The following is a 19,156-nucleotide window of genomic DNA, read 5'->3' on the forward strand; positions in this document are numbered from 1 at the left end:
GCAGGCCGTCAGGTGTTCATTGAATCGAAGAAATCGGAATTCGTCTTTGTCTGCTTCAGCTTCGAAATCAGGAACTCGATCGCGTCCGTCGTCCCCATCGGGTTCAGGATCCGCCGCAGCACAAAGGTTTTCTGCAGGTCCACCTTGTCGACCAGCAGGTCTTCCTTCCGGGTACCGGACTTCAGAATGTCCATCGCCGGGAACACGCGCTTGTCGGCAACCTTGCGGTCCAGCACGATCTCGCTGTTACCAGTGCCCTTGAATTCTTCGAAGATCACCTCGTCCATCCGGCTGCCGGTATCGATCAGCGCCGTGGCGATGATCGTCAGGCTACCGCCTTCCTCGATGTTCCGCGCCGCACCAAAGAACCGTTTCGGCCGCTGCAACGCGTTGGCATCCACACCGCCGGTCAGCACCTTGCCCGAGGACGGAACGACGGTGTTGAAGGCACGGCCCAGGCGCGTGATCGAATCCAGCAGGATCACCACGTCACGCTTGTGCTCGACCAGCCGCTTCGCCTTCTCGATCACCATCTCCGCCACCGCCACGTGGCGCGAGGCCGGCTCGTCAAAGGTCGAGGACACAACCTCGCCCTTGACCGAGCGTTGCATGTCCGTCACCTCCTCCGGCCGCTCGTCGATCAGCAGCACGATCAGGTAACATTCAGGGTGATTGGTCGCGATCGAATGCGCGATGTTCTGCAGCAGCACCGTTTTACCGGTGCGCGGCGGCGCCACGATCAATCCGCGCTGGCCCTTGCCGATCGGCGCGACCAGATCGATGATCCGGGCTGACCGGTCCTTGATCGTCGGATCGTCCTCGATCTCCATCTTCAGACGTTCATCGGGGTAAAGCGGCGTCAGGTTGTCGAAGGCCACCTTGTGCCGGGCGCGGTCCGGATCCTCGAAATTGATCCGCTCCACGCTCATCAGCGCGAAATAGCGTTCGTTCTCGTTGGGCTCCTGAATGACACCTTCCACCGTATCGCCCGTGCGCAACGAGAATTGGCGGATCATCTCGGGGCTGACATAAATATCATCCGGACCGGGCAGGTAGTTGGCCTCGGGCGAACGCAGGAAGCCAAAACCATCCTGCAGCACTTCCAGCACACCATCGCCGCCGCTGACCCATTCCTCGTCAGCCCGCTCCTTGAGGATGGCGAACATCATGTCGCCCTTCCGCATGGTCGAGGCGTTCTCGATCTCCAGCTCCTCGGCCATGGCAAGCAGGTCCTTCGGGCTCTTGGCCTTCAGGTCGGCAAGGTTCAAACGGTGTTCTGTCATGATGTTCCAAACGGCCCCGCTGGGCGCGCAATCCTGTCATAGCTGGAGAATGTCGTTCCGGACGGAAGACGACCGTCACCTAAGGGCAAGACGTGTCCAAGTCAACTGAAGCCTAGAACGGCTTCACGATCACCGAAACGACGATCACGATCAGCAGCAACGTCGGAACCTCGTTCATCATCCGGTACTTTCGGCCGGTCCGTGTGTTTGTCCCGGCGACAAACTCCTTGCGTCGCGCGCCAAGCCACATGTGGAACCACGTCATGCCAAGGACAGACGCCGCCTTGGCCCAGGGCCAGGCCGATGTCCAGTCCACCACGCCCGGTGTCAGAACTAGGATCAGGCCAAAAATCCAGGCCGCTATCATTGCAGGGTTCATGATCGCTTTCAGCAGCAGCCGCTCCTGGTGCTGGAACAGCAGGTCCATGTCGCTTCCCCGCGTCACGCCCGCCTTCTGCAAACCTTCCACGTGATAGACATAAAGCCGTGGCAGGTAGAACAATCCCGCCATCCACGCGATGACCGAGATCACATGCGCCGCCTTGATCCAAAGATAAATGCTGACCAGAGACATGGGTTCCCTTCCCTGCTTCCTTGCCCCTTTCAATACAATTAAGAAGATAAAGGAAATGATGATTTTGTTGTGTCGTGGATAACCTCAACCCAGAGAGTCCCCCACAGGGTTTTCCCCAGCCTGAGACCAGCGGGAACGAATCGGTGACATTCAAACCGGCAATTTTTATGAATGAAATCAGACAGCTAGGCAAAGAATTTCAGAGGCCCTACGCACTATGCCCACTTGACAGGCGCAGAGTGCCCGCGCGATCCACACCCTTGATTTGTCCTTTTCCCTTGGGGATAGCCGCCCCCGCGATGCACCGGTCCCGGCTCCTTCTTGCACCCCGGTTCGCGATGTCACTGTTGTTCACCGTTCTCTCCCTAAACTGCCCCGTCACCTGACCACTGGTTTGTCCACATGCCCGATCCGCTCATCCTCGCTTCCGGCTCCACGATCCGGGCCCGGCTTCTGCGCGATGCCGGCGTCGCGTTCGATGTCCGCCCCGTCGCCGTTGATGAAGAGGCGATGCGCGCCGCCCTTACCCAGGAACGCGCGACGCCACGCGACATCGCCGATGCATTGGCCGAGATGAAGGCACTTCGCGCTGCTGGTCGCGCGCCCGGTTCCCTCGTCCTTGGATGCGACCAGATCCTCGCAATAGGGACCGAGGTTTTTGGAAAGGCCGCCGACCGTGACGAAGCCCACGCGCAGTTGATGCGCCTGCAGGGCCGCACGCATCAACTCTTGTCGGCCGCGGTTCTTGTCGAGAATGGTCGCCCGGTTTGGCGGAAGGTGGGCGTCGCCCGTTTGACCATGCACGCCCTTATAGCCGCGGAAATCGATGCTTACCTTGACCGCGCCTGGCCCGAGGTTGCGCCTTGCGTTGGCTGTTATCAGGTCGAAGCGCTTGGCGTGCGGCTCTTTGCCCACATCGACGGAGACTATTTCTCGATTCTCGGTCTCCCGCTTGTCGACCTCTTGTCATATCTGCGCCTGCGCGGTTCATTGCCTGCATGAGCGAAACCATCATTCCCATCGCCGGTGTCATCGGCTCGCCGATCGGGCATTCGCGCTCGCCGAAGCTGCACCGGCACTGGCTCAAGGTCTATGGGCTCGCAGGCGAATACATCCCCCTGCATGTCGAGCCCGATGATCTGGCACAGGTGATTCACGCCTTGCCAAAGATGGGGTTTGTCGGGGTCAACATCACCATTCCTCACAAGATTGCCGTGCTCAATCTCGCCGATCTTGTGACCGACCGGGCGACGCTGATCGGCGCGGCCAACACCCTGATCTTCCGAAAAGACGGCAAGATCCACGCCGACAACACCGATGGCTACGGCTTCATCGCCAACCTGCGGCAGGAGGCACCCGACTGGGATCCGGCGGCAGGCCCGGCGGCCGTGCTGGGGGCTGGCGGTGCCGCGCGGGCTGTTATCGCCTCGCTTCTTGAATCCGGGGTGCCCGAGATCCTTTTGGCCAACCGCACCCGCCCAAAGGCCGACGCGCTGCGCGCCGAATTCGGCACCCGCCTGCGGGTGGTCGACTGGGTGCAGGCCGGCAATATGCTCGAAGAAGCCACGACCGTGGTGAACACCACCTCTCTCGGCATGGTGGGCGGGGCCGAGTTCCGCGTGCCGCTCGATGGCCTGCGCCCCGGCACCGTTGTGACCGATCTCGTCTACAATCCCCTGCGCACCCACTTCCTGGCGGAGGCCGAGGCGGCGGGATGCGTCACCGTTGATGGTCTGGGTATGTTGCTACATCAGGCCGTACCGGCATTTGAACGCTGGTTTGGTATCCGTCCCGAGGTAACGCCTGAACTGCGCGCCGCGGCCCTTGCATGACTTACAAGCTCGGCTTGACCGGTTCGATCGGGATGGGCAAAACGACGACCGCGCAGATGTTGCGCGATCATGGCGTGCCCGTCTGGGATGCCGATGCCGCCGTTGCCCGGCTTTACGCGCCCGGCGGCGCCGCGGTGGGTCCGCTGGGCGCGACCTTCCCCCAAGCCATCGAACAGGGTGCCGTCTCGCGTGACCGGCTGAAACGGATCGTGGCCGCAGATCCTTCCGCCCTGTCGCGGATCGAAGCCATCGTTCACCCCCTCGTTTCCAAGGATCGCGCCGCATTCCTCGCTTCCACCACGGCCAAGATCGTCGTCTTCGACATCCCGCTTCTGTTTGAGACCGGCGCCGACAAATGGCTCGATTCCGTTCTTGTCGTCACTGCCCCCGCCGAGGTGCAGCGCGCCCGCGTCCTTGCCCGCCCCGGTATGACCGAGGACCAATTCGAGATGCTGCTGGCTCGCCAGATGCCCGATGCGCAAAAGCGCGCCCGCGCCGATCACATCATTGAAACCACCACCCTCGACAGTGCCGCCGCGGCGGTCCAGACTCTTCTGGACCGGATCAGGGCGGATTTGAAACATGCGTGAAATCGTACTCGATACCGAAACCACCGGGTTCGAGCCTGACGAAGGCGACCGCATCGTCGAGATTGGCGCTGTCGAGCTTGTGGGTCACGTGCCCACCGGCCGGACTTATCACCAATACATCAATCCGCAGCGCGCCATGCCGCAGGCCGCTTTCGAAGTGCACGGGCTGGGCGACGATTTTCTGCGCGACAAGCCGCTCTTTTCGGCCGTTGCGGGCGAATTTCTGGAATTCATCGGCGATGCGCCACTGGTGATCCACAATGCCGCCTTCGACATGAAGTTCATCAATGCCGAACTGCGCTGGATCGGTCATTCGCCGCTGCCTGCGTCCCGGGCGATCGACACATTGGCCATTGCCCGGCGCAAATTTCCGGGCTCGCCGGGCTCGCTTGATGCGCTTTGCCGGCGCTTCGGCATCGACAATTCGTCGCGCACGCTGCACGGCGCGCTTCTCGACAGCCAGATCCTGGCCGAGGTCTATCTTGAACTGATCGGCGGCCGTCAGCCCGATTTTGGCCTTGCCCCGTCCGAGGCCGCGCAGCCCGGCGACACGCCCTCCGAAGCATGGCGTCCGCGTCCCCGGCCACGTCCCCTGCGGTCGCGGCTGACCCCCGAAGAGGCCGCCGCGCACGACGCCTTCCTGTCAAAACTGGGCGACGCCCCGCTCTGGTCGAAGGCTGACTAGTTGGCTTTCGCTTTCTGCTCTTCCATCACCTGCGAGACCTTGGCGCGGTAGATCGAGACATAGTCGATCGTTTCAAGGTTCAGCGGCGGGAAGCCGCCATCGCGCGTCACGTCGCTGACGATCCGCCGGATGAACGGGAACGACACGCGCGCGCATTCGATCAGAAGGAAGGGCAGCATCTGTTCATCGGGCACGCCCTCGACGATGAAGACCCCGGCATAGTCCAGCTCGAGAATGAACAGCGGATCACCCGATCCCTTGTTCTTCGAAGTCACGTTCAGCTTGGTGATCACCTCGAACTGGTTGTCGGCCCCGCGCTTGCGCGCATCGGTGGCCACCTGCACGGTCACTTCCGGCTGAACCTCGCCGGTCACGCCCTTCTGCGCGAGGATGTTTTCAAACGAGAGGTCGCGGATGTACTGGGCCATCGCGCGGTTCGTGATCTGCTTCTGCTCGGGCGTCGGGGGGGTTGTCTCGGTCATGATCGCTGGCTCCGGCTGTATGATCTGGCGCGGTTCCTAGCAGGCGCCGCCCGACTGCTCAATGCCTGGTCCACCCCGACGGTGGCTGGCCGGGTCGCCGCGGGGCCGTCACCTCTTCGTAATCACCCTCGATGACGTTGTCATCGGCGGCCCGGCCCGGCCCATTTGATGATCTGGCTTCGAACCCCTGAGACGTGAAGGTGCTGACCTTCACATTTTGACGCAGCCAACTGAACAGCGCTTTCCGCAATCCCGGCACCAGCAGGCAGAATCCCAGCGTATCGGTGAAAAACCCCGGCGTCAGCAGTAGCGCCCCGGCCAGCAGGATCATCGCCCCCTCGGCCAGCGGCGCAGCCGGGTCGTTGAGACTGCGCAGGCTGCCTTGCAATTCCGCGAGCGCACGTGCGCCCTGTTGCCGCACCAGAAACGATCCCAGCACCGCCGTACCCAGTACGATGGCCAGCGTCGGCCAAAGTCCGATCGCGCCACCCACAACGATGAAAAGGGCGATTTCGATCAGCGGAATCGCAAGGAAAATGGTGAAAAGCCACATGGGGCATGTCCTTTCGACGGCTTTCGGCGCGGATCGGCCACGGTGGACTTGACCCACCCGTTCCCATACATAAGTGCGGCATCACCGGATCGCCATAATTGAACCAACTCTGAGAGGACAAGATGAATTCGCCCATCCTGCAGCTGCTGGTTCTGGCCGGGATCGCGGTGTTTCTCATCCTGCGCCTGCGCAGTGTTCTTGGGACAAGGGAAGGTTTCGAAAAACCGCCCGTGTCGCTGCCCGCCGAAAGTGCGCCGCGCCGTCGCCCCGGTCTTGAGGTGATCGAGGGCGGCCCCGATCGTGACATCACAGATCATGTCCCCGCCGATGGCGACGCCGCCAAGGCCTTGACCGCGATGAAGCGGATCGACCCGTCCTTCAGCCTGGGCGAGTTTCTTCAAGGCGCGCGCGGCGCCTACGAGATGATCCTGATGGCCTTTCAGAAGGGTGATCTTTCGCCGGTCCGCGCGTTCATCTCCGATGATGTGGATCAGGCGTTTGAAGCGGTCATCGCCGACCGCGCCCAGAAGGGCCTGACGATCACCGCCACGTTCGTAGGCATCAGCGATATCGGCGTCCAGTCGGCCGAGTTTGACCGCGCGACCAACGAGGGCGAGATCAGCGTGCGGTTCACTGGCGAAATGACCTACGTCGTCAAGGACGCCGACGGCCGCGTCGTCGAGGGCAACGCAAATGACATCCGTCGGCAAAAGGATGTCTGGACCTTTGCCCGCACGATGGGCACCAACGATCCGAACTGGAAACTTGTCGCTACCGGGGAGTGACCCCCCACACGTGTCATTCGCGGGGAACGTCCCTTGTCCGACAGCGCTGCAACCCCGCTTCGCTTTGCTGATCTGCCGGGCTGGCCTGACGAGGACCACGCCGCGGCCCTTGCCGTGTTTTCGCGCAGCAGCGCCACCCTGCAAGACCTGCCACGCCCGCAGGGACATGCACGCGCGTGGTTCGAAAGCCACTTTACCCCCATGCTGTCCAACGTTGGCGGCACGCCGCTATTCACCGGCTATTTCGAACCCATCCTTGATGCTGCCCTGACCCCGGACGATCGTTTCCGCTGGCCGCTTTATCGACTGCCGGCGGATATCGCCGAAAATCCGCCCGGCCCCACGCGCGCGCAGATTGATCGGCTGGGCGCACTTGCCGGAAAGGGGTTGGAACTTTGCTGGCTGGACGATCCGGTTGCCGCCTTCTTTCTGCACGTGCAGGGCTCGGGCCGGCTTCGGCTGCCGGATGGGTCAACTTTCCGGGTGGGCTTTGCCGGCAAGACCGGGCACTCCTACCGTTCGCTCGGTGCCGAACTGGTTGCGCGTGGCGCTCTTGCCCCAGGGCAAGTAACGGCGGATACGATCGCCGACTGGGCGCGGCGCCATCCGGACGCGGCGCGCGACGCGATGGAGGCTAATGCCAGCTACGTCTTCTTCCGGCAACTTGACGGCTTGGGTGAAGAGGACGGGCCGCTCGGCGCGCTGGGCGTGCCGCTGACGCCGGACCGCTCCGTTGCCGTTGATCCCGCCCATGTGCCCTTGGGCGCGCCGGTCTGGATCGAGGTGCCGGGCTATGCGCCGCGCGGTCGCCTGATGGTTGCACAGGATATCGGCGGCGCGATCAAGGGCGCGCAGCGGGCTGACATCTTCTGTGGCACCGGCGCCAAGGCAGGTGCGGTTGCGGGCGGGCTTCGCCAGACCGGCCGGATGATCGTTCTTGTGCCGCAGGCAGGGGGCCCGGCCTGATGCGCCGCTCCCGCCGCCTGAGCGCCGAAGAACGCGCCCTCTGGGAACACGTCGCGCGACAGGCCACACCGCTCGGCCCGCGGTCCGATAAAGCGGATGACAAGCCGCCATTTTCGCCGGACCCACCGCCCAGCGTCTCACCCCCGCCCGAGCCAATCCGCTCCTTCCGGCTGGGTGAGCGCGCACAGGCGTCAGAAACGCGCCCGTCACAGCCGTCACCACCCCGATTGGCGATGGATGCCAAGGCATTCGGCAAGCTCAGCAGGGGCCGTTTGGCACCCGAAGCGCGGATCGACCTGCACGGCATGACCCTTGCCGAGGCGCACCCGGAACTGATCAGCTTTATCCTGACGGCCCATGCGACCGGGCGGCGGCTGGTTCTGGTCATCACCGGCAAGGGCAAGCAGCGCGATGACGAGGGGCCAATGCCGTCACGCCACGGCGTCTTGCGCCGCCAAGTGCCGCACTGGCTGTCGATGCCGCCGCTGTCGCCGGTGATCCTGCAGGTCTCGCAGGCGCATCTGAAACACGGCGGGGCCGGGGCCTATTACGTCTATCTGCGCCGTCACAAGACGTAGCGGCTGAGGTCGGTCGACCGGGACAGCTCGCCAAGGTTGTCCTCGACGAAGGCCGCATCGACCGTCACGCTTTGCCCGCCCCGGTCGGGCGCGGCGAAAGACAATTCCTCGAAAACCCGTTCCATCACGGTGTAAAGCCGCCGCGCGCCGATGTTCTCGACCGCCTGGTTCACCTCCGCCGCGATCCGGGCGAGTGCGGCAATGCCATCGGGGGCGAAGGTCACCGTCACGCCCTCCGTGTTCATCAGCGCGGTGTATTGCAGCGTCAGCGCATTGTCCGTTTCCGTCAGGATGCGCACGAAATCGGCCTCGGTCAGGGCGCGCAGTTCCACCCGGATCGGCAGACGGCCCTGCAATTCCGGCAGCAGGTCGGACGGCTTGGCGATGTGAAACGCGCCGGAGGCGATGAACAGCACATGGTCGGTGCGGACCGGGCCATGCTTGGTGCTGACCGTCGTGCCCTCGATCAGCGGCAGCAGGTCGCGCTGCACGCCCTCGCGGCTGACATCGGCGCCACGTGTTTCGGCGCGCGCGCAAACCTTGTCGATCTCGTCCAGAAAGACGATCCCGTTCTGCTCGACCGCCTCGATCGCGGCACGCTTGACGGTTTCGTCGTCCAGCATCTTGTCGGCTTCTTCGGTCACAAGAATGTCGTAGCTGTCGGCCACGGTCATCTTCTTGCGCGTCGTGCGTTGGCCGAACGCCTTGCCGAAGATCTCGCCCAGATTCATCATTCCGGCCATGCCGCCCGGCTGGCCCGGAATTTCAAGCCCGCCCATTGGCGGCGCGGTATCGGCGACCTCGATCTCGATGACCGTGTCGTCCAGCTCGCCCGCTTTCAGCTTGCGGCGGAACATTTCGCGCGTTTGCGCGCGTGAATCCGAACCGGCCACGGCGTCGATCACGCGCTCTTCCGCGGCGGTCTGGGCCTTGGCGCGCACGTCTTCACGCATGTGTTCGCGCGTCTGGACTATGGCCACGTCGACCAGATCGCGCACGATCTGCTCCACGTCGCGGCCGACATAGCCGACCTCGGTGAATTTCGTGGCCTCGACCTTCAGGAACGGCGCCCGCGCCAGCCGGGCCAGACGACGGCTGATCTCGGTCTTGCCGACGCCGGTCGGCCCGATCATCAGGATGTTCTTGGGGTAAACCTCGTCCTGCAATTCCTTCGGCAGTTGCTTGCGCCGCCAGCGGTTGCGCAGGGCCACCGCGACGGCCCGTTTCGCATCGGCCTGGCCGATGATGTAGCGGTCGAGTTCCGAGACGATCTCGCGCGGGGTCAGGTCGGTCATGACGGCAGGCTTTCCACGGTCAGGTTGGTATTGGTGTAGACGCAGATATCGGCGGCGATCGCCATGGCGCGGCGTGCGATTGCCTCGGCATCAAGGTCGCTCTCCATCAGCGCCCGCGCGGCGGCCAGCGCGTAATTCCCGCCCGATCCGATCGCGGTCACGTCATGTTCGGGTTCCAGCACGTCGCCCGCGCCGGTTATGACCAGCAGATCCTTGCCGTCCGAGACGATCAGCATCGCTTCGAGCTTTTGCAGGTACTTGTCGGTGCGCCAATCCTTGGCCAGCTCGACGCTGGCGCGCGCCAGCTGTCCCGGCGTCGCCTCGAGCTTTTTCTCCAGCCGCTCCAGCAGGGTGAAGGCGTCGGCGGTGGAGCCTGCAAAGCCGGCGATCACGTCCATGCCGCCGGGCGACAGGCGGCGCACCTTGCGCGCCGTCCCCTTGATCACCGTCTGGCCCAGACTGACCTGTCCATCGCCCGCGATCACCACGCGTCCGCCCTTTCGCACGCCGATGATGGTGGTGCCGTGCCAGCCGGGAAAGTTGTCTTTCGCCATCTGCGCATGTCCTTGTCGTTGCGTCCCGCCTATATGGCGGCGGGCTGGCCAGCCCGCAACCCGCGCAGCAAAAAGGGCGCCCGAAGACGCCCTTTCGCTTGGTCTTTCCGAAAGCTCAGATCGCGCCTTCGATCCAGCTTTGCAGCGCGGCCTTGGGGGCTGCGCCGGCCTTGTTCGACACGACCTTGCCGTTCTTGAAGACGAACAGCGCGGGAATGCCGCGCACGCCCATCTGGGCCGGCGAATTCGGGTTTTCGTCAACGTTGACCTTGACGATCTTGATACGGCCTTTCAGCTCGTCCGACAGCTCTTCCAGCGCCGGTCCGATCATCTTGCAGGGTCCGCACCACTCCGCCCAGAAATCGACGAGGACGGGAATGTCGGACTGCCGCACCTCGGCGTCGAAGGTGGCATCGGTGACTGCTACGGTTGCCATCAGGTCTCTCCTTGGCGGCTCTTACAGAAGGCGGAACCTAGGAACCTCGCCCGGGCAGGTCAAGTAAATGACGCACGCTGCAATGCCGCCATGATCTGGGCGTGGGGCAACTGCATCAACTGGCCGGTGCTTGTCCACAGGATGGCCACATCCACCGGCCTGTCTGCATATATTTGCAGCAAAGCCGCCCGGTAGGCGCCCATTTGGCGCAGCAGCCCTTCGGGCGTGTCCTCGGGCCGCGAAGGTACGACGCGGTTTGTCTTGTAGTCGACGGCAAGCACACCATTGGGGCGCACGATCAAACGGTCGATCACACCCTCGATCCGCTGACCGCCAAGCTCTGCCAGATCTGCGGTGATGCCGACCTCGGTCAGCGCCTCTGGTACGAATATCTCAGCCAGATCGGGGGCCCCGATCAAGGCAACCGCTTCGTTGACCAGCCCTTCTGCCTCGTCCAGTACCGGCGCGGCTTCGGCGCTTGCGCCCAGCAGAGCAAGGCCGCGGCCCTTGCGTTCGACCTCGGGCCACAGAACCATGTGTTCCAACAGCAGATGCATTGCATGGCCACGGGCCAATGCGATGTCCTGATCGCCCTCGCCCGTATCGCCGGGCAGCACCTTTTCCCCACCCAGCCCCGAGGGCGAAAGCGCCGAAGGCGCGGCAGTTTCCGGCGCCAAGGGCCCGAATACCGGCATCGGTACGTCGGCCCCGCCCGGCCCGGCAAACGTCATGGCCGGGAGTTCGTTCCACGCACCATACGACAGGCGCAGGCCCGGACCTGTGGGAAAATCCTGCACCTCGGCCCCGGCCTCTTGCAGCCCCGCCGCGACCATGGCGTGCCAGCTGTCGGTCCCCGTTCCCGTGTCGCCATATCCGCAAACGATCAGCCACTTTTCCGCACGCGTCATCGCAACATAAAGAAGACGCCGCCGCTCTTCGGCCTGTGCCTGCGCCTCGGCCTCCTTACGGCGCTCTATCTCGGGCGGGGCGCCGCTACCGCTTGGTCGCCACAAGACCGGATCGCCGTGGCGCAGAAGGTCTGGCAGGTGGCCTGCATGCGGCTTGGCCGTGTCGGGCAGGATGACGATGGGCGATTCCAGCCCCTTGGCGCCGTGCACCGTCATCACCCGTATCTCGTCGGCATCGCCATCCATCTGTCGTTTGATCTCGACATCCTCGGTGTCAATCCAACTGACAAAGCCAGTCAGGCTGGGCACCGCCGCGCGTTCAAAGGCCAGTGCCTGTGCCAGCAAGGCGTCGATACCGTCCTCGGCCTCGCGCCCTAGTCGTGCCAGCAGACGCCGCCGTCCGTCATGACGGGTCAGAAGCCGCTCGATCAGGTCGTAAGGACGCAGGAAGTCGGCGCGTTCGCGCAAATCCTCCAAGACCGCCATCGTGGTGCCGTGGTCGTCAGCCTGTCGCCGCAGCGCGGCCCAAAGAAACTCGCCCTTGCCACGGTGATGGGCCAGCGTGAAAAGCTGTTGCTCGCTCCACCCGAACAGTGGCGAGCGCAGCGCAGCGGCAAGTGACAAATCATCTTCGGGCAGCGCGAGAAAGCGCAGGAGTGCGGCAATATCCTTGACCGCCAGTTCCCCACCGATCCGCAGCCGATCGGCACCGGCAATGTCCAGCCCGGCGGCCTTGCAGGCGCGAATGATCTCCGCAAACAGCTCTGATCGCCGCTGCACGAGGATCAGAACGTCGCCCGGCCGCACCCTGCGACGCACCGCTGCACCATCCATTTCATCGGCAATCCAGTCTTCACGGATCATCCGCTGGATCTCGTCCGCAATGGTTTGGGCAAGGACAACTTCGGCGTCGCTGTCTGCCGTAGCATCGACGGGATCGTCCCAGTCCCGATCATCTTTTGCGGAAGCCGATTTTTCGACGACGGGCCAGAGATCCACCCGCCCGGACAGATGGGTCTTGAAGGCAACGTGTGGTTGCGGATCGCCCAATCCCGCGCGCCGCTCATGGGTAAAAGTCATATCGACTGCGCGCATGATCGCTTCGGAGGAGCGGAACGAATGTTCCAGCGCCAGCGGCTGAAACGGCAAATTCGCTGCCTCCCAGCGGGCTGCGAAATCGGCCTGCATAGTGTCGAATGTCGCCGGATCGGCGCCCTGGAAAGAGTAGATCGACTGTTTCTTGTCGCCGACCACGAAAATGGTGCGCAACCGCTCGCTGCGCGCGCCTTCACCCTCGGCAAAAGCCTTGGCAATGCTTGCGATCACCGACCATTGCGCGGGACTGGTATCCTGCGCCTCGTCGACAAGGATATGATCGATCCCGCCGTCAAGCTTGAACAGAACCCAGTCGGCCACGTCAGGATCGGCCAGCAGCGCGCGGGTCCGCGCGATCAGGTCGTCAAAGTCCAGAAGGCCGCGCGCCTGCTTTGCCATTTCATAGAGTGGCAGAAAGGCCCGCGCGAAACCGTGCAGCGCTTCTGCCCGATCCAGGGCGGCAATCGCCACGCGGGCCCGCCGCGCCTCTTCGACGCGCCGCATCAAAGGCTCGATCTCGGCGATGAGGGCCGGATCCCGTTCGCGCGTCGGTTTCGTCGGAAAGCTGCCGATCTTGGCGGTGAAAGGCTCTTTGGCTGCGCCGCCCGTAAGAAAAACAGACTCCAGCAAAGCCAAAAAGCGTTCTGTACCTTTCGGGGCCGACAGCGCCGACGCCAACTTTTCGGCCGCCTCGCCATCCCTCGTTGACCCGGTTCCGCAAAGCACTCGCAAACGATCCAGCCGCACCAAATCGTCCGGCAGGATCGTGCGGGTCAACAGATCCTGAAGATCGATGGCTGGGTCCACCCCCAGCACGGCGGCCAGGCTGGCGCGGTCCGAGGCTGGCTGGAAATGCGCGCGCAGACCGGCGATGTGTCGCGTGAACCCGTCCAGCTGGGTGTCGCCCAGATAGCGGGCGATGCCATCCAGCCATCGCGCCTCGGGCCCAAGAGCCATACGATCCAGCACATCGGCCCGGAGGCGTGCCGCTTCGTGGTCTTCCATTTCGGTGAAACGCGGGCTGACCCCGGCCTCCAGCGGAAAGCGGCGCAGGATACTGGCACAAAACGCGTGAATCGTCTGGATCTTCAATCCGCCCGGGGTTTCCACGGCACGGGCAAAGAGCGTCCGCGCCTGCGCCGGTGCCCCGGGCCCCAGCGCCCGCTCGACACCCAGCGCCCGCAACTCTGCCTGAAGTGCGCCATCGTCGCGCATCGCCCATTGGCCAAGTTGCCGGAACAGACGGTTCTGCATCTCGCGCGCGGCGGCCTTGGTATAGGTCAGGCACAGCACGTTCTGTGGATCGACGCCGTCCAGCAGCAGCCGCGCCACCCGACTGGTCAGAACCCGCGTCTTTCCAGAGCCTGCATTGGCCGAAACCCATGTCGACTTCCGAGGATCGGCCGCCCTGATCTGACGAAGGGTTGCCTCGTCCGTCATCGCAGCACCTCGGGTGCGGGATCGGCCGTCTGGTCCCATTCTCCAAAGCGCGAGAGGTGGTCGTAGCGCGAGACCTCGCCGCGCTGGAACAGGGCCATGCGGGCCGTATAGCCGCGCGCGGGATTGTCCCATTTGCGGATCAGGCCGATGAAGCGTTGCAATACCTCGGCTGGGGGTTCGTTTTCGAGGGGGGCCGCGACGATGCTGGGCGAGGCACCCAATCCGATGAATTCGGCCGCCGCGGCCTCGGCAGGCCCGATCGTGTCGAACGCCCCTTCTGCAACCATTGCCGCCTCGAGAAGCAACTGCTTGCTGAACTTCGCCTGCTGTTTGGCGGAGGGAACGGTGCCTGTCTTGTAGTCGTAAAGGATCACACGGCCATCGGCGCAGCGGTCGATCCTGTCGGCCTTCCCGCGCAAGAGGAAATCGACACTGTCAAGGCGTAACTCGCCCATGACCTCGCGCGCGGCGATGTTGCCCCGTGTCTGCCGCGCTGCCTCGCCCTCAAGGAACCAGTCGGCCACGCGGTCAAGCCGTGCCCACCACAGGTGACGCATCGCGGGCCAAGGGCAGAGGGCATCCAGCACCTCCCGCGCAATCTCCATCAATCGTTCGCGCGTGCCCGGCGCAGTTGCCGGCAGGCCCTCACCAGAAAAAACCTCAAGGATCTTGTGCAAGACAATCCCGCGAAATGGCGCATCCGGTTGGGCGACAAGGGGCCCCAACTGCCGCAGCCGCAGGACCTCGCGCGCATAGATCGCATAAGGATCGCGGATAAGGGTTTCCACCTGCGTCACCGACAGCCGTCGGGGCCGTGCGGCGACGGGCGGGCAGGGCGAGGGGCGAAGGGCCGGCGCCGTCCGCGCGGTGGGCTGGCCAAGCTTGGCCGCCATTGCAACCCATCGTGCACCGCGGTCTCGCATCGCGTTCAGTGCGGCAGGACCGCCGTTTTCCGGCAAACCCTCCATGAGGTTGGTCAATCGGTTCAGCCAGCGCGACGGAACCGCCGCCGCCTCGTCCATGCGCAAGGACCGGGTCAGCCAGACCTCCGGCGCGGCGATGGCCTGCTGGAAATCATGTGCCGACAGGCCGATCCGCCGCTCGGGCAGCAACAATCCGGCCTCGGCCCGCATCTTTCGGTTCAGCCAGGGGTCTGCCTCGGGCAGCGCAGGCCAGACGCCGTCGTTCAGGCCGCCGAGGATAACAAGGTCGGCGCCCTGCACCCTTGCCTCCAGCGTACCCCAGATCAGCACGCGCGGATGCCCGCCCGTGGGGTTGCGCACTTCTTGCCCGGCGAGGATCCCTTCGAAAAGCGGCGGGTAGTCGCCCGGGTCAATCTCGCCCCCCGCATCCGCGTGACGCGCCAGATCATCGCAGATTTCGCGTGCTTTGCGCCCGGTGGCCTCATCCCACAGCGCCCCACCATCCTTGTGTCCCGGCCCGGAGGCAAGCCAGTGCGCCAGCTCCAGATGCAGCTCAACGAGCCTTGTCAGAGACTGTTTTCCCGCAATGCGCCCAAGTTCCAGCGCGCCCAGAACCCAGTTTGCCCAGGCCTGCCGATCGGCGTCGTCGCGTGCCGATGTCTTGGCCCAGTCGTGCAGCCCTGCGGCGTTCAGCGGCGGGGGCCGCTCGCCGCGCAGCGCCAGTTCAAGGTCGCGGGCGTGGCGCAGGTGATTGCCTCGTGCCGCGGAGGAATGTGCCAGCGGATGTTTCAGCACCACCAGCAGCGCCTCGGCATCGGGCGGGGCCGCCAGCCATTGCGCCAGATGGCGCAGGAAACGGCCGGGCGGTGTAAGGCCAAGCGGCTGGCCGGCGCTGTCATCAGGCACGATCCCCCAGCGGTCCAGTGCGGCGGCGACCTGACGCGTCAGCATCCGATCCGGCGTGATCAGGGCCGCGGTCTGCCTGTCTTCGACGGCCTGCCGCAGCCGCAATGCGATGGTTTCTGCCTCATCATGCTGGGTCGGTGCCTCGATAAGGCTGAGTTTTGCCGTGGCGTCGGCCACATCGGTCAGGTCGCGCCCTTCCGACAGCCATTGGTCGGTCACTGGCGCGGGCCGCAGGGCCAGCGAGACCAGCCGATTGCGCGCCGGACTGGCGGGCTGCGCTTCGTCCCAACGGCGCACCGCATCGGGACCGATCCCCAGCGCCGTCATCAGCCGCGCAAAGCGGAACTGCGGATGGTCCTCGCCGGTGAGCGGATCGTCCAGCCTCTCCCAGACGGCAGGAGGAAGGTCGAAATCGAACCCCGGCAGCACAAGAAGGCCCTTCGGCAATCGGGCCACCGCTGCCATCAGAAGTGCGGTTGGCCCGCGCGATCCGGTCGACCCTGCAACAATCACCGGATGCGGCGGTGGCCGGTCAGCCCAGCGCGCGGCCAGTCGTTCGACCGCCAGCCGCAGGCGCGCCTCCTCTTCCGGCCCCTCGGCCATGTCCTGATATCTGCCCACAAGGTCGAGGAACTGTCGCGTCCTGTCCCAATGTCCCGACAGGTCCGTGACGTCGAGGCGTCCGATTGTTGCGGGGTCCACCCCTTCAGCCCCCATCTCGGCCATCAGATTTGCCAAGCCGTCGGCCAGATCGAACGTAGCGGCGCGAGGCGCAATGTCCGGGAAATGGTCGATCAGGCGGGCGACCAGCTGCGCAAGCTCCAACCGGCGCCGCAACGGCGGAACCGGCAGCGGAACATCGGCGACGACCGGATCCAGCGCAACGTCCACCACGACCCGGATACGCGGCAGCAGTCTCGCCGGCCCGGCGGCGAAAAGCGCGGTCATGCGCCGCTGCATCCGGCGGGTGTTCACCAGAACCTCGACCCGTGCCAGCGCGTCAGGCGCGTCGGAGCCGAACCGCGTTACGATCCCGTCGACCACCCGCGCGGCAAAGTCGACGCCGGGCGGTAGCGCAAAGACCTGCGGTGTCGCCACGGGCTCAGCCATCGCGGCCCTCCAGCATCGCTTCGGCCAGCGCGATGTTTTCCGGCCGGCCGACATCGCACCAGCGCCCGGAATAGACGACGCCGAAAAGCCGCCCGGCGGTGGCCATCCGATCCCAAAGCAGGTTCAGGGAAAACGCCGGCTCGGCGATGTCGGTCAGCCCTTCGGTTCGCAGGATTTGCGCCCCGGTATAAACCATATCGCCCCCGCGCCGCAGTTGGCCGTTCTCGGTGAGGGCAAAATCTCCCGCCCCTAGATGGCCAGTGGCCCGAGAGGTGGGAACCAGCAGCAAAAGCGCATCCATCGCGACCGGATTCCAGAGACTGGAAAGGCACAACAAGGGATTATCGCCGCGCCAAACCGCGTCGCAGTTCAAGGAAAAGACAGGGTCCGGGCCGAGGAGAGGGAGAGCCTTGCGCATCCCACCGCCAGTTTCCAGCAGGGCACCGCATTCGTCCGAAAGAAGCACATCCGACCCGGCAAGATGGGCCGCAATCTGGGCGCCGTGATGATGCAGGTTCACCACCTTGCGGGGCACGCCCGCCTGCCGCGCAATCTGCAGCGCGTGGTCCAAAAGCGGAACCCCCGCAACCGGGATGAGCGCCTTGGGCCGTGTCAGCGTCAACGCGCCCATTCGTGTGCCGCGACCAGCGGCGAACATCATGATCGAGGCAGGCATCATGTGCGCAGCGCCTCGGCAAGGCCCGACTCTTCGGGCGACGGCAGCAGGGGTGCGATCCGGCGACGCAACAGGCCAAGGTCTGGATGGCCAAGGTCCTCGCCCAGCATCCGCCAGACCCGCGGCACAAAGGCGGCATAGCGCGGCTTGCCGTCACGACGGATCAGCCGGGCAAAGATGCCGAGGATCCGCAGGTTGCGCTGCACGGCGACCACCGCCATGCGCGCGCCAAACATGTCCGGGTCAAGCCCGCGTTCGGCGACGAAGCGCGCCGTCGCGGCGGCTGCCGTCGCGGGCGAAACATCGCGGCGGGCGTCGCGCAGCAACGACACAAGGTCATAGCTGGCGTCAGCAAGAACGGCATCCTGAAAATCCAGCACACCCAACCGCGCAAGGTCGCCTCGCTCGGCCCGCCAGACCAGGTTCTCTGCGTGAAAATCACGTAAAGAAAGGACCAAGGCCGGGTCGGTTCGCGCCTCCAATGCATCGCGTAGCGCTGCCGCGATGGCGGGCCCCGGGGCCGGATCCGTCAGGTACCATTCCGCCAGCACATCGGTCATCCCGGCCGCCGTTGCCGGATCCATCCGGGTCAGGCCGGGCGGTGGCGGAGCGGACTGCACGCGCACGACCATGTCCACCGCGGCAAGATAGGCCTCGGTTTCATCCTCGGGATGCTGGCGCAGCCAAGCGGCCAGTTGATTGGGTCCCAGATCCTCCATCACCACAATCCCCCTGCCGCTGTCATGCAACAGCACCTCGGGGGCTTGCAGGCCGATACTGCGCAAGTGTTTGGCCATGGCGACGAACCGGGTGATTTCCCCAGCGCTGTCGCGGCCCGCGTCCATCGCGATGACGGTCTCGCTGCCTTCAGGCGCGGTCAAACGCAAGTAGCGGCGGGCCGACGCGTCGCCCGCGACGGGCGCGCGCCGCCAATCCGCCCACGGGCTGCGCTCAAGCACTTGGTTGAGTGTATCATCCTGCATGGCGCAGCCCGTTCAGCCGTTCGGCCCAAGCCTTGGACCCGCTCAAACGAACGCGGTGGCGGTCTGCCAAAGCGTCAAACTGCAAGGAAAGCGCATCTTGCGGGGCCATGGTTCCCATCCGGTCTGGCCACTCTATCAGGCAGATGGCCGAGTCCAGCGCCGTCTCCAGCCCGAGTTCGGCCAGCTCCGTGACATCGGTCAGACGGTACAGGTCGCAATGCCAGATTTCCGTCGTGCCGTCGTCATAGGTTTGCACCAGCGTGAATGTGGGTGAGGGCACATCTTCGTCCCTGCCAAGCCGTGCACGGATCAGCGCGCGGGCAAAAGCCGTCTTGCCGGCCCCGATCGGTCCGTCAAGCAACAGGCAATCGCCCGGCTTCAGCCGCGGCGCAATCTGCCGGGCCAGGGCGGCCATCGCGGCCTCGTCAACGGGTTCGGCGGTCAGGATGGCCTGCGGCATGGCGCGAGTTTAGGCGCCAGCCATGCCCCTGCAAGGGCAAAC

Annotated in this window: 19 protein-coding genes; 7 read left to right on the forward strand and 12 right to left on the reverse strand. The window is 64.7% G+C overall.

Annotated elements, in window-relative coordinates; genetic code table 11:
* Nucleotides 1–8 precede the first annotated feature (8 nt).
* Entirely contained in the window at nt 9–1,283 is a 1,275-nt protein-coding gene (gene rho / locus GC146_RS08415; protein ID WP_291837021.1) for a transcription termination factor Rho, read from the reverse strand.
* Nucleotides 1,284–1,395: 112 nt separating this feature from the next.
* Entirely contained in the window at nt 1,396–1,857 is a 462-nt protein-coding gene (gene hemJ, locus GC146_RS08420; RefSeq protein ID WP_291837023.1) for a protoporphyrinogen oxidase HemJ, read from the reverse strand.
* Between the two features lie 402 nt (nt 1,858–2,259).
* Between hemJ and GC146_RS08425 the strand changes: the two genes are divergently transcribed.
* Genes GC146_RS08425 through dnaQ form a run of 4 tightly spaced genes read left to right on the forward strand, consistent with a single transcriptional unit; the run spans nt 2,260 to nt 4,964 of the window.
* The gene (locus GC146_RS08425) at nt 2,260–2,859 is read left to right on the forward strand and encodes a nucleoside triphosphate pyrophosphatase (protein WP_291837025.1); all 600 of its coding nucleotides are present in this window, start codon (nt 2,260–2,262) and stop codon (nt 2,857–2,859) included.
* On the forward strand, nt 2,856–3,689 hold the full coding sequence (locus tag GC146_RS08430; protein ID WP_291837027.1) for a shikimate dehydrogenase: 834 nt from the start codon (nt 2,856–2,858) through the stop codon (nt 3,687–3,689). The genes GC146_RS08425 and GC146_RS08430 overlap by 4 nt, the downstream gene beginning before the upstream one ends.
* Nucleotides 3,686–4,279 (forward strand): dephospho-CoA kinase, encoded by a 594-nt coding sequence (coaE, locus tag GC146_RS08435; protein ID WP_291837029.1) that lies wholly within the window; start codon nt 3,686–3,688, stop codon nt 4,277–4,279. Before GC146_RS08430 ends, coaE begins: the two co-directional genes overlap by 4 nt.
* Nucleotides 4,272–4,964 (forward strand): DNA polymerase III subunit epsilon, encoded by a 693-nt coding sequence (gene dnaQ / locus GC146_RS08440; protein WP_291837031.1) that lies wholly within the window; start codon nt 4,272–4,274, stop codon nt 4,962–4,964. Before coaE ends, dnaQ begins: the two co-directional genes overlap by 8 nt.
* Here the strand turns inward: dnaQ and secB are convergent.
* Nucleotides 4,961–5,446, reverse strand: a complete 486-nt coding sequence (gene secB, locus GC146_RS08445; RefSeq protein WP_291837033.1) for a protein-export chaperone SecB — start codon at nt 5,444–5,446, stop codon at nt 4,961–4,963. The two genes, dnaQ and secB, sit on opposite strands and share 4 nt — an antisense overlap.
* A gap of 58 nt (nt 5,447–5,504) precedes the next feature.
* The gene (locus GC146_RS08450) at nt 5,505–5,999 is read right to left on the reverse strand and encodes an FxsA family protein (RefSeq protein ID WP_291837035.1); all 495 of its coding nucleotides are present in this window, start codon (nt 5,997–5,999) and stop codon (nt 5,505–5,507) included.
* Nucleotides 6,000–6,121: 122 nt separating this feature from the next.
* On the opposite strand from GC146_RS08450, the gene GC146_RS08455 reads away from it, so the two are divergent.
* The 3 genes from GC146_RS08455 to GC146_RS08465 are packed head-to-tail and all read left to right on the forward strand — an operon-like array spanning nt 6,122 to nt 8,328.
* Nucleotides 6,122–6,784, forward strand: a complete 663-nt coding sequence (locus GC146_RS08455; protein ID WP_291837037.1) for a Tim44/TimA family putative adaptor protein — start codon at nt 6,122–6,124, stop codon at nt 6,782–6,784.
* A 33-nt stretch (nt 6,785–6,817) separates the two neighbouring features.
* Complete coding sequence (locus GC146_RS08460) at nt 6,818–7,750, forward strand: MltA domain-containing protein (RefSeq protein WP_291837038.1); 933 nt, start codon at nt 6,818–6,820, stop codon at nt 7,748–7,750.
* A complete protein-coding gene (locus tag GC146_RS08465; protein ID WP_291837040.1) occupies nt 7,750–8,328 on the forward strand; it encodes a Smr/MutS family protein in 579 nt (192 codons plus the stop codon). Before GC146_RS08460 ends, GC146_RS08465 begins: the two co-directional genes overlap by 1 nt.
* Here GC146_RS08465 and hslU read toward each other — a convergent pair.
* The 8 genes from hslU to tsaE all read right to left on the reverse strand — a co-directional run bounded on the left by hslU (nt 8,316) and on the right by tsaE (nt 19,114).
* Nucleotides 8,316–9,623 carry an ATP-dependent protease ATPase subunit HslU gene (hslU, locus tag GC146_RS08470; RefSeq protein WP_291837042.1) on the reverse strand — a complete coding sequence of 436 codons (1,308 nt, stop codon included), beginning with the start codon at nt 9,621–9,623 and terminating at the stop codon, nt 8,316–8,318. The genes GC146_RS08465 and hslU overlap by 13 nt on opposite strands.
* A complete protein-coding gene (hslV, locus tag GC146_RS08475; protein ID WP_291837044.1) occupies nt 9,620–10,177 on the reverse strand; it encodes an ATP-dependent protease subunit HslV in 558 nt (185 codons plus the stop codon). Before hslV ends, hslU begins: the two co-directional genes overlap by 4 nt.
* 115 nt (nt 10,178–10,292) lie before the next feature.
* On the reverse strand, nt 10,293–10,613 hold the full coding sequence (gene trxA, locus GC146_RS08480; RefSeq protein ID WP_291837046.1) for a thioredoxin: 321 nt from the start codon (nt 10,611–10,613) through the stop codon (nt 10,293–10,295).
* A gap of 59 nt (nt 10,614–10,672) precedes the next feature.
* Nucleotides 10,673–14,056: a double-strand break repair helicase AddA gene (gene addA, locus GC146_RS08485; RefSeq protein ID WP_291837048.1), complete on the reverse strand. Its 3,384-nt coding sequence runs from the start codon at nt 14,054–14,056 to the stop codon at nt 10,673–10,675.
* Nucleotides 14,053–16,995, reverse strand: a complete 2,943-nt coding sequence (addB, locus tag GC146_RS08490; protein WP_291837050.1) for a double-strand break repair protein AddB — start codon at nt 16,993–16,995, stop codon at nt 14,053–14,055. The genes addA and addB overlap by 4 nt, the downstream gene beginning before the upstream one ends.
* The gene (locus tag GC146_RS08495) at nt 16,988–17,671 is read right to left on the reverse strand and encodes a nucleotidyltransferase family protein (RefSeq protein WP_291838483.1); all 684 of its coding nucleotides are present in this window, start codon (nt 17,669–17,671) and stop codon (nt 16,988–16,990) included. Before GC146_RS08495 ends, addB begins: the two co-directional genes overlap by 8 nt.
* The gene (locus tag GC146_RS08500) at nt 17,671–18,654 is read right to left on the reverse strand and encodes a phosphotransferase (protein WP_291837052.1); all 984 of its coding nucleotides are present in this window, start codon (nt 18,652–18,654) and stop codon (nt 17,671–17,673) included. The genes GC146_RS08495 and GC146_RS08500 overlap by 1 nt, the downstream gene beginning before the upstream one ends.
* Nucleotides 18,644–19,114, reverse strand: coding sequence for a tRNA (adenosine(37)-N6)-threonylcarbamoyltransferase complex ATPase subunit type 1 TsaE (gene tsaE / locus GC146_RS08505; protein WP_291837054.1), 471 nt, complete (start codon nt 19,112–19,114; stop codon nt 18,644–18,646). The genes GC146_RS08500 and tsaE overlap by 11 nt, the downstream gene beginning before the upstream one ends.
* Between the last annotated feature and the right edge of the window lie 42 nt (nt 19,115–19,156).

The sequence above is a fragment of the Limimaricola sp. genome, from assembly GCF_016125575.1.
Lineage (GTDB): Bacteria > Pseudomonadota > Alphaproteobacteria > Rhodobacterales > Rhodobacteraceae > WGLM01.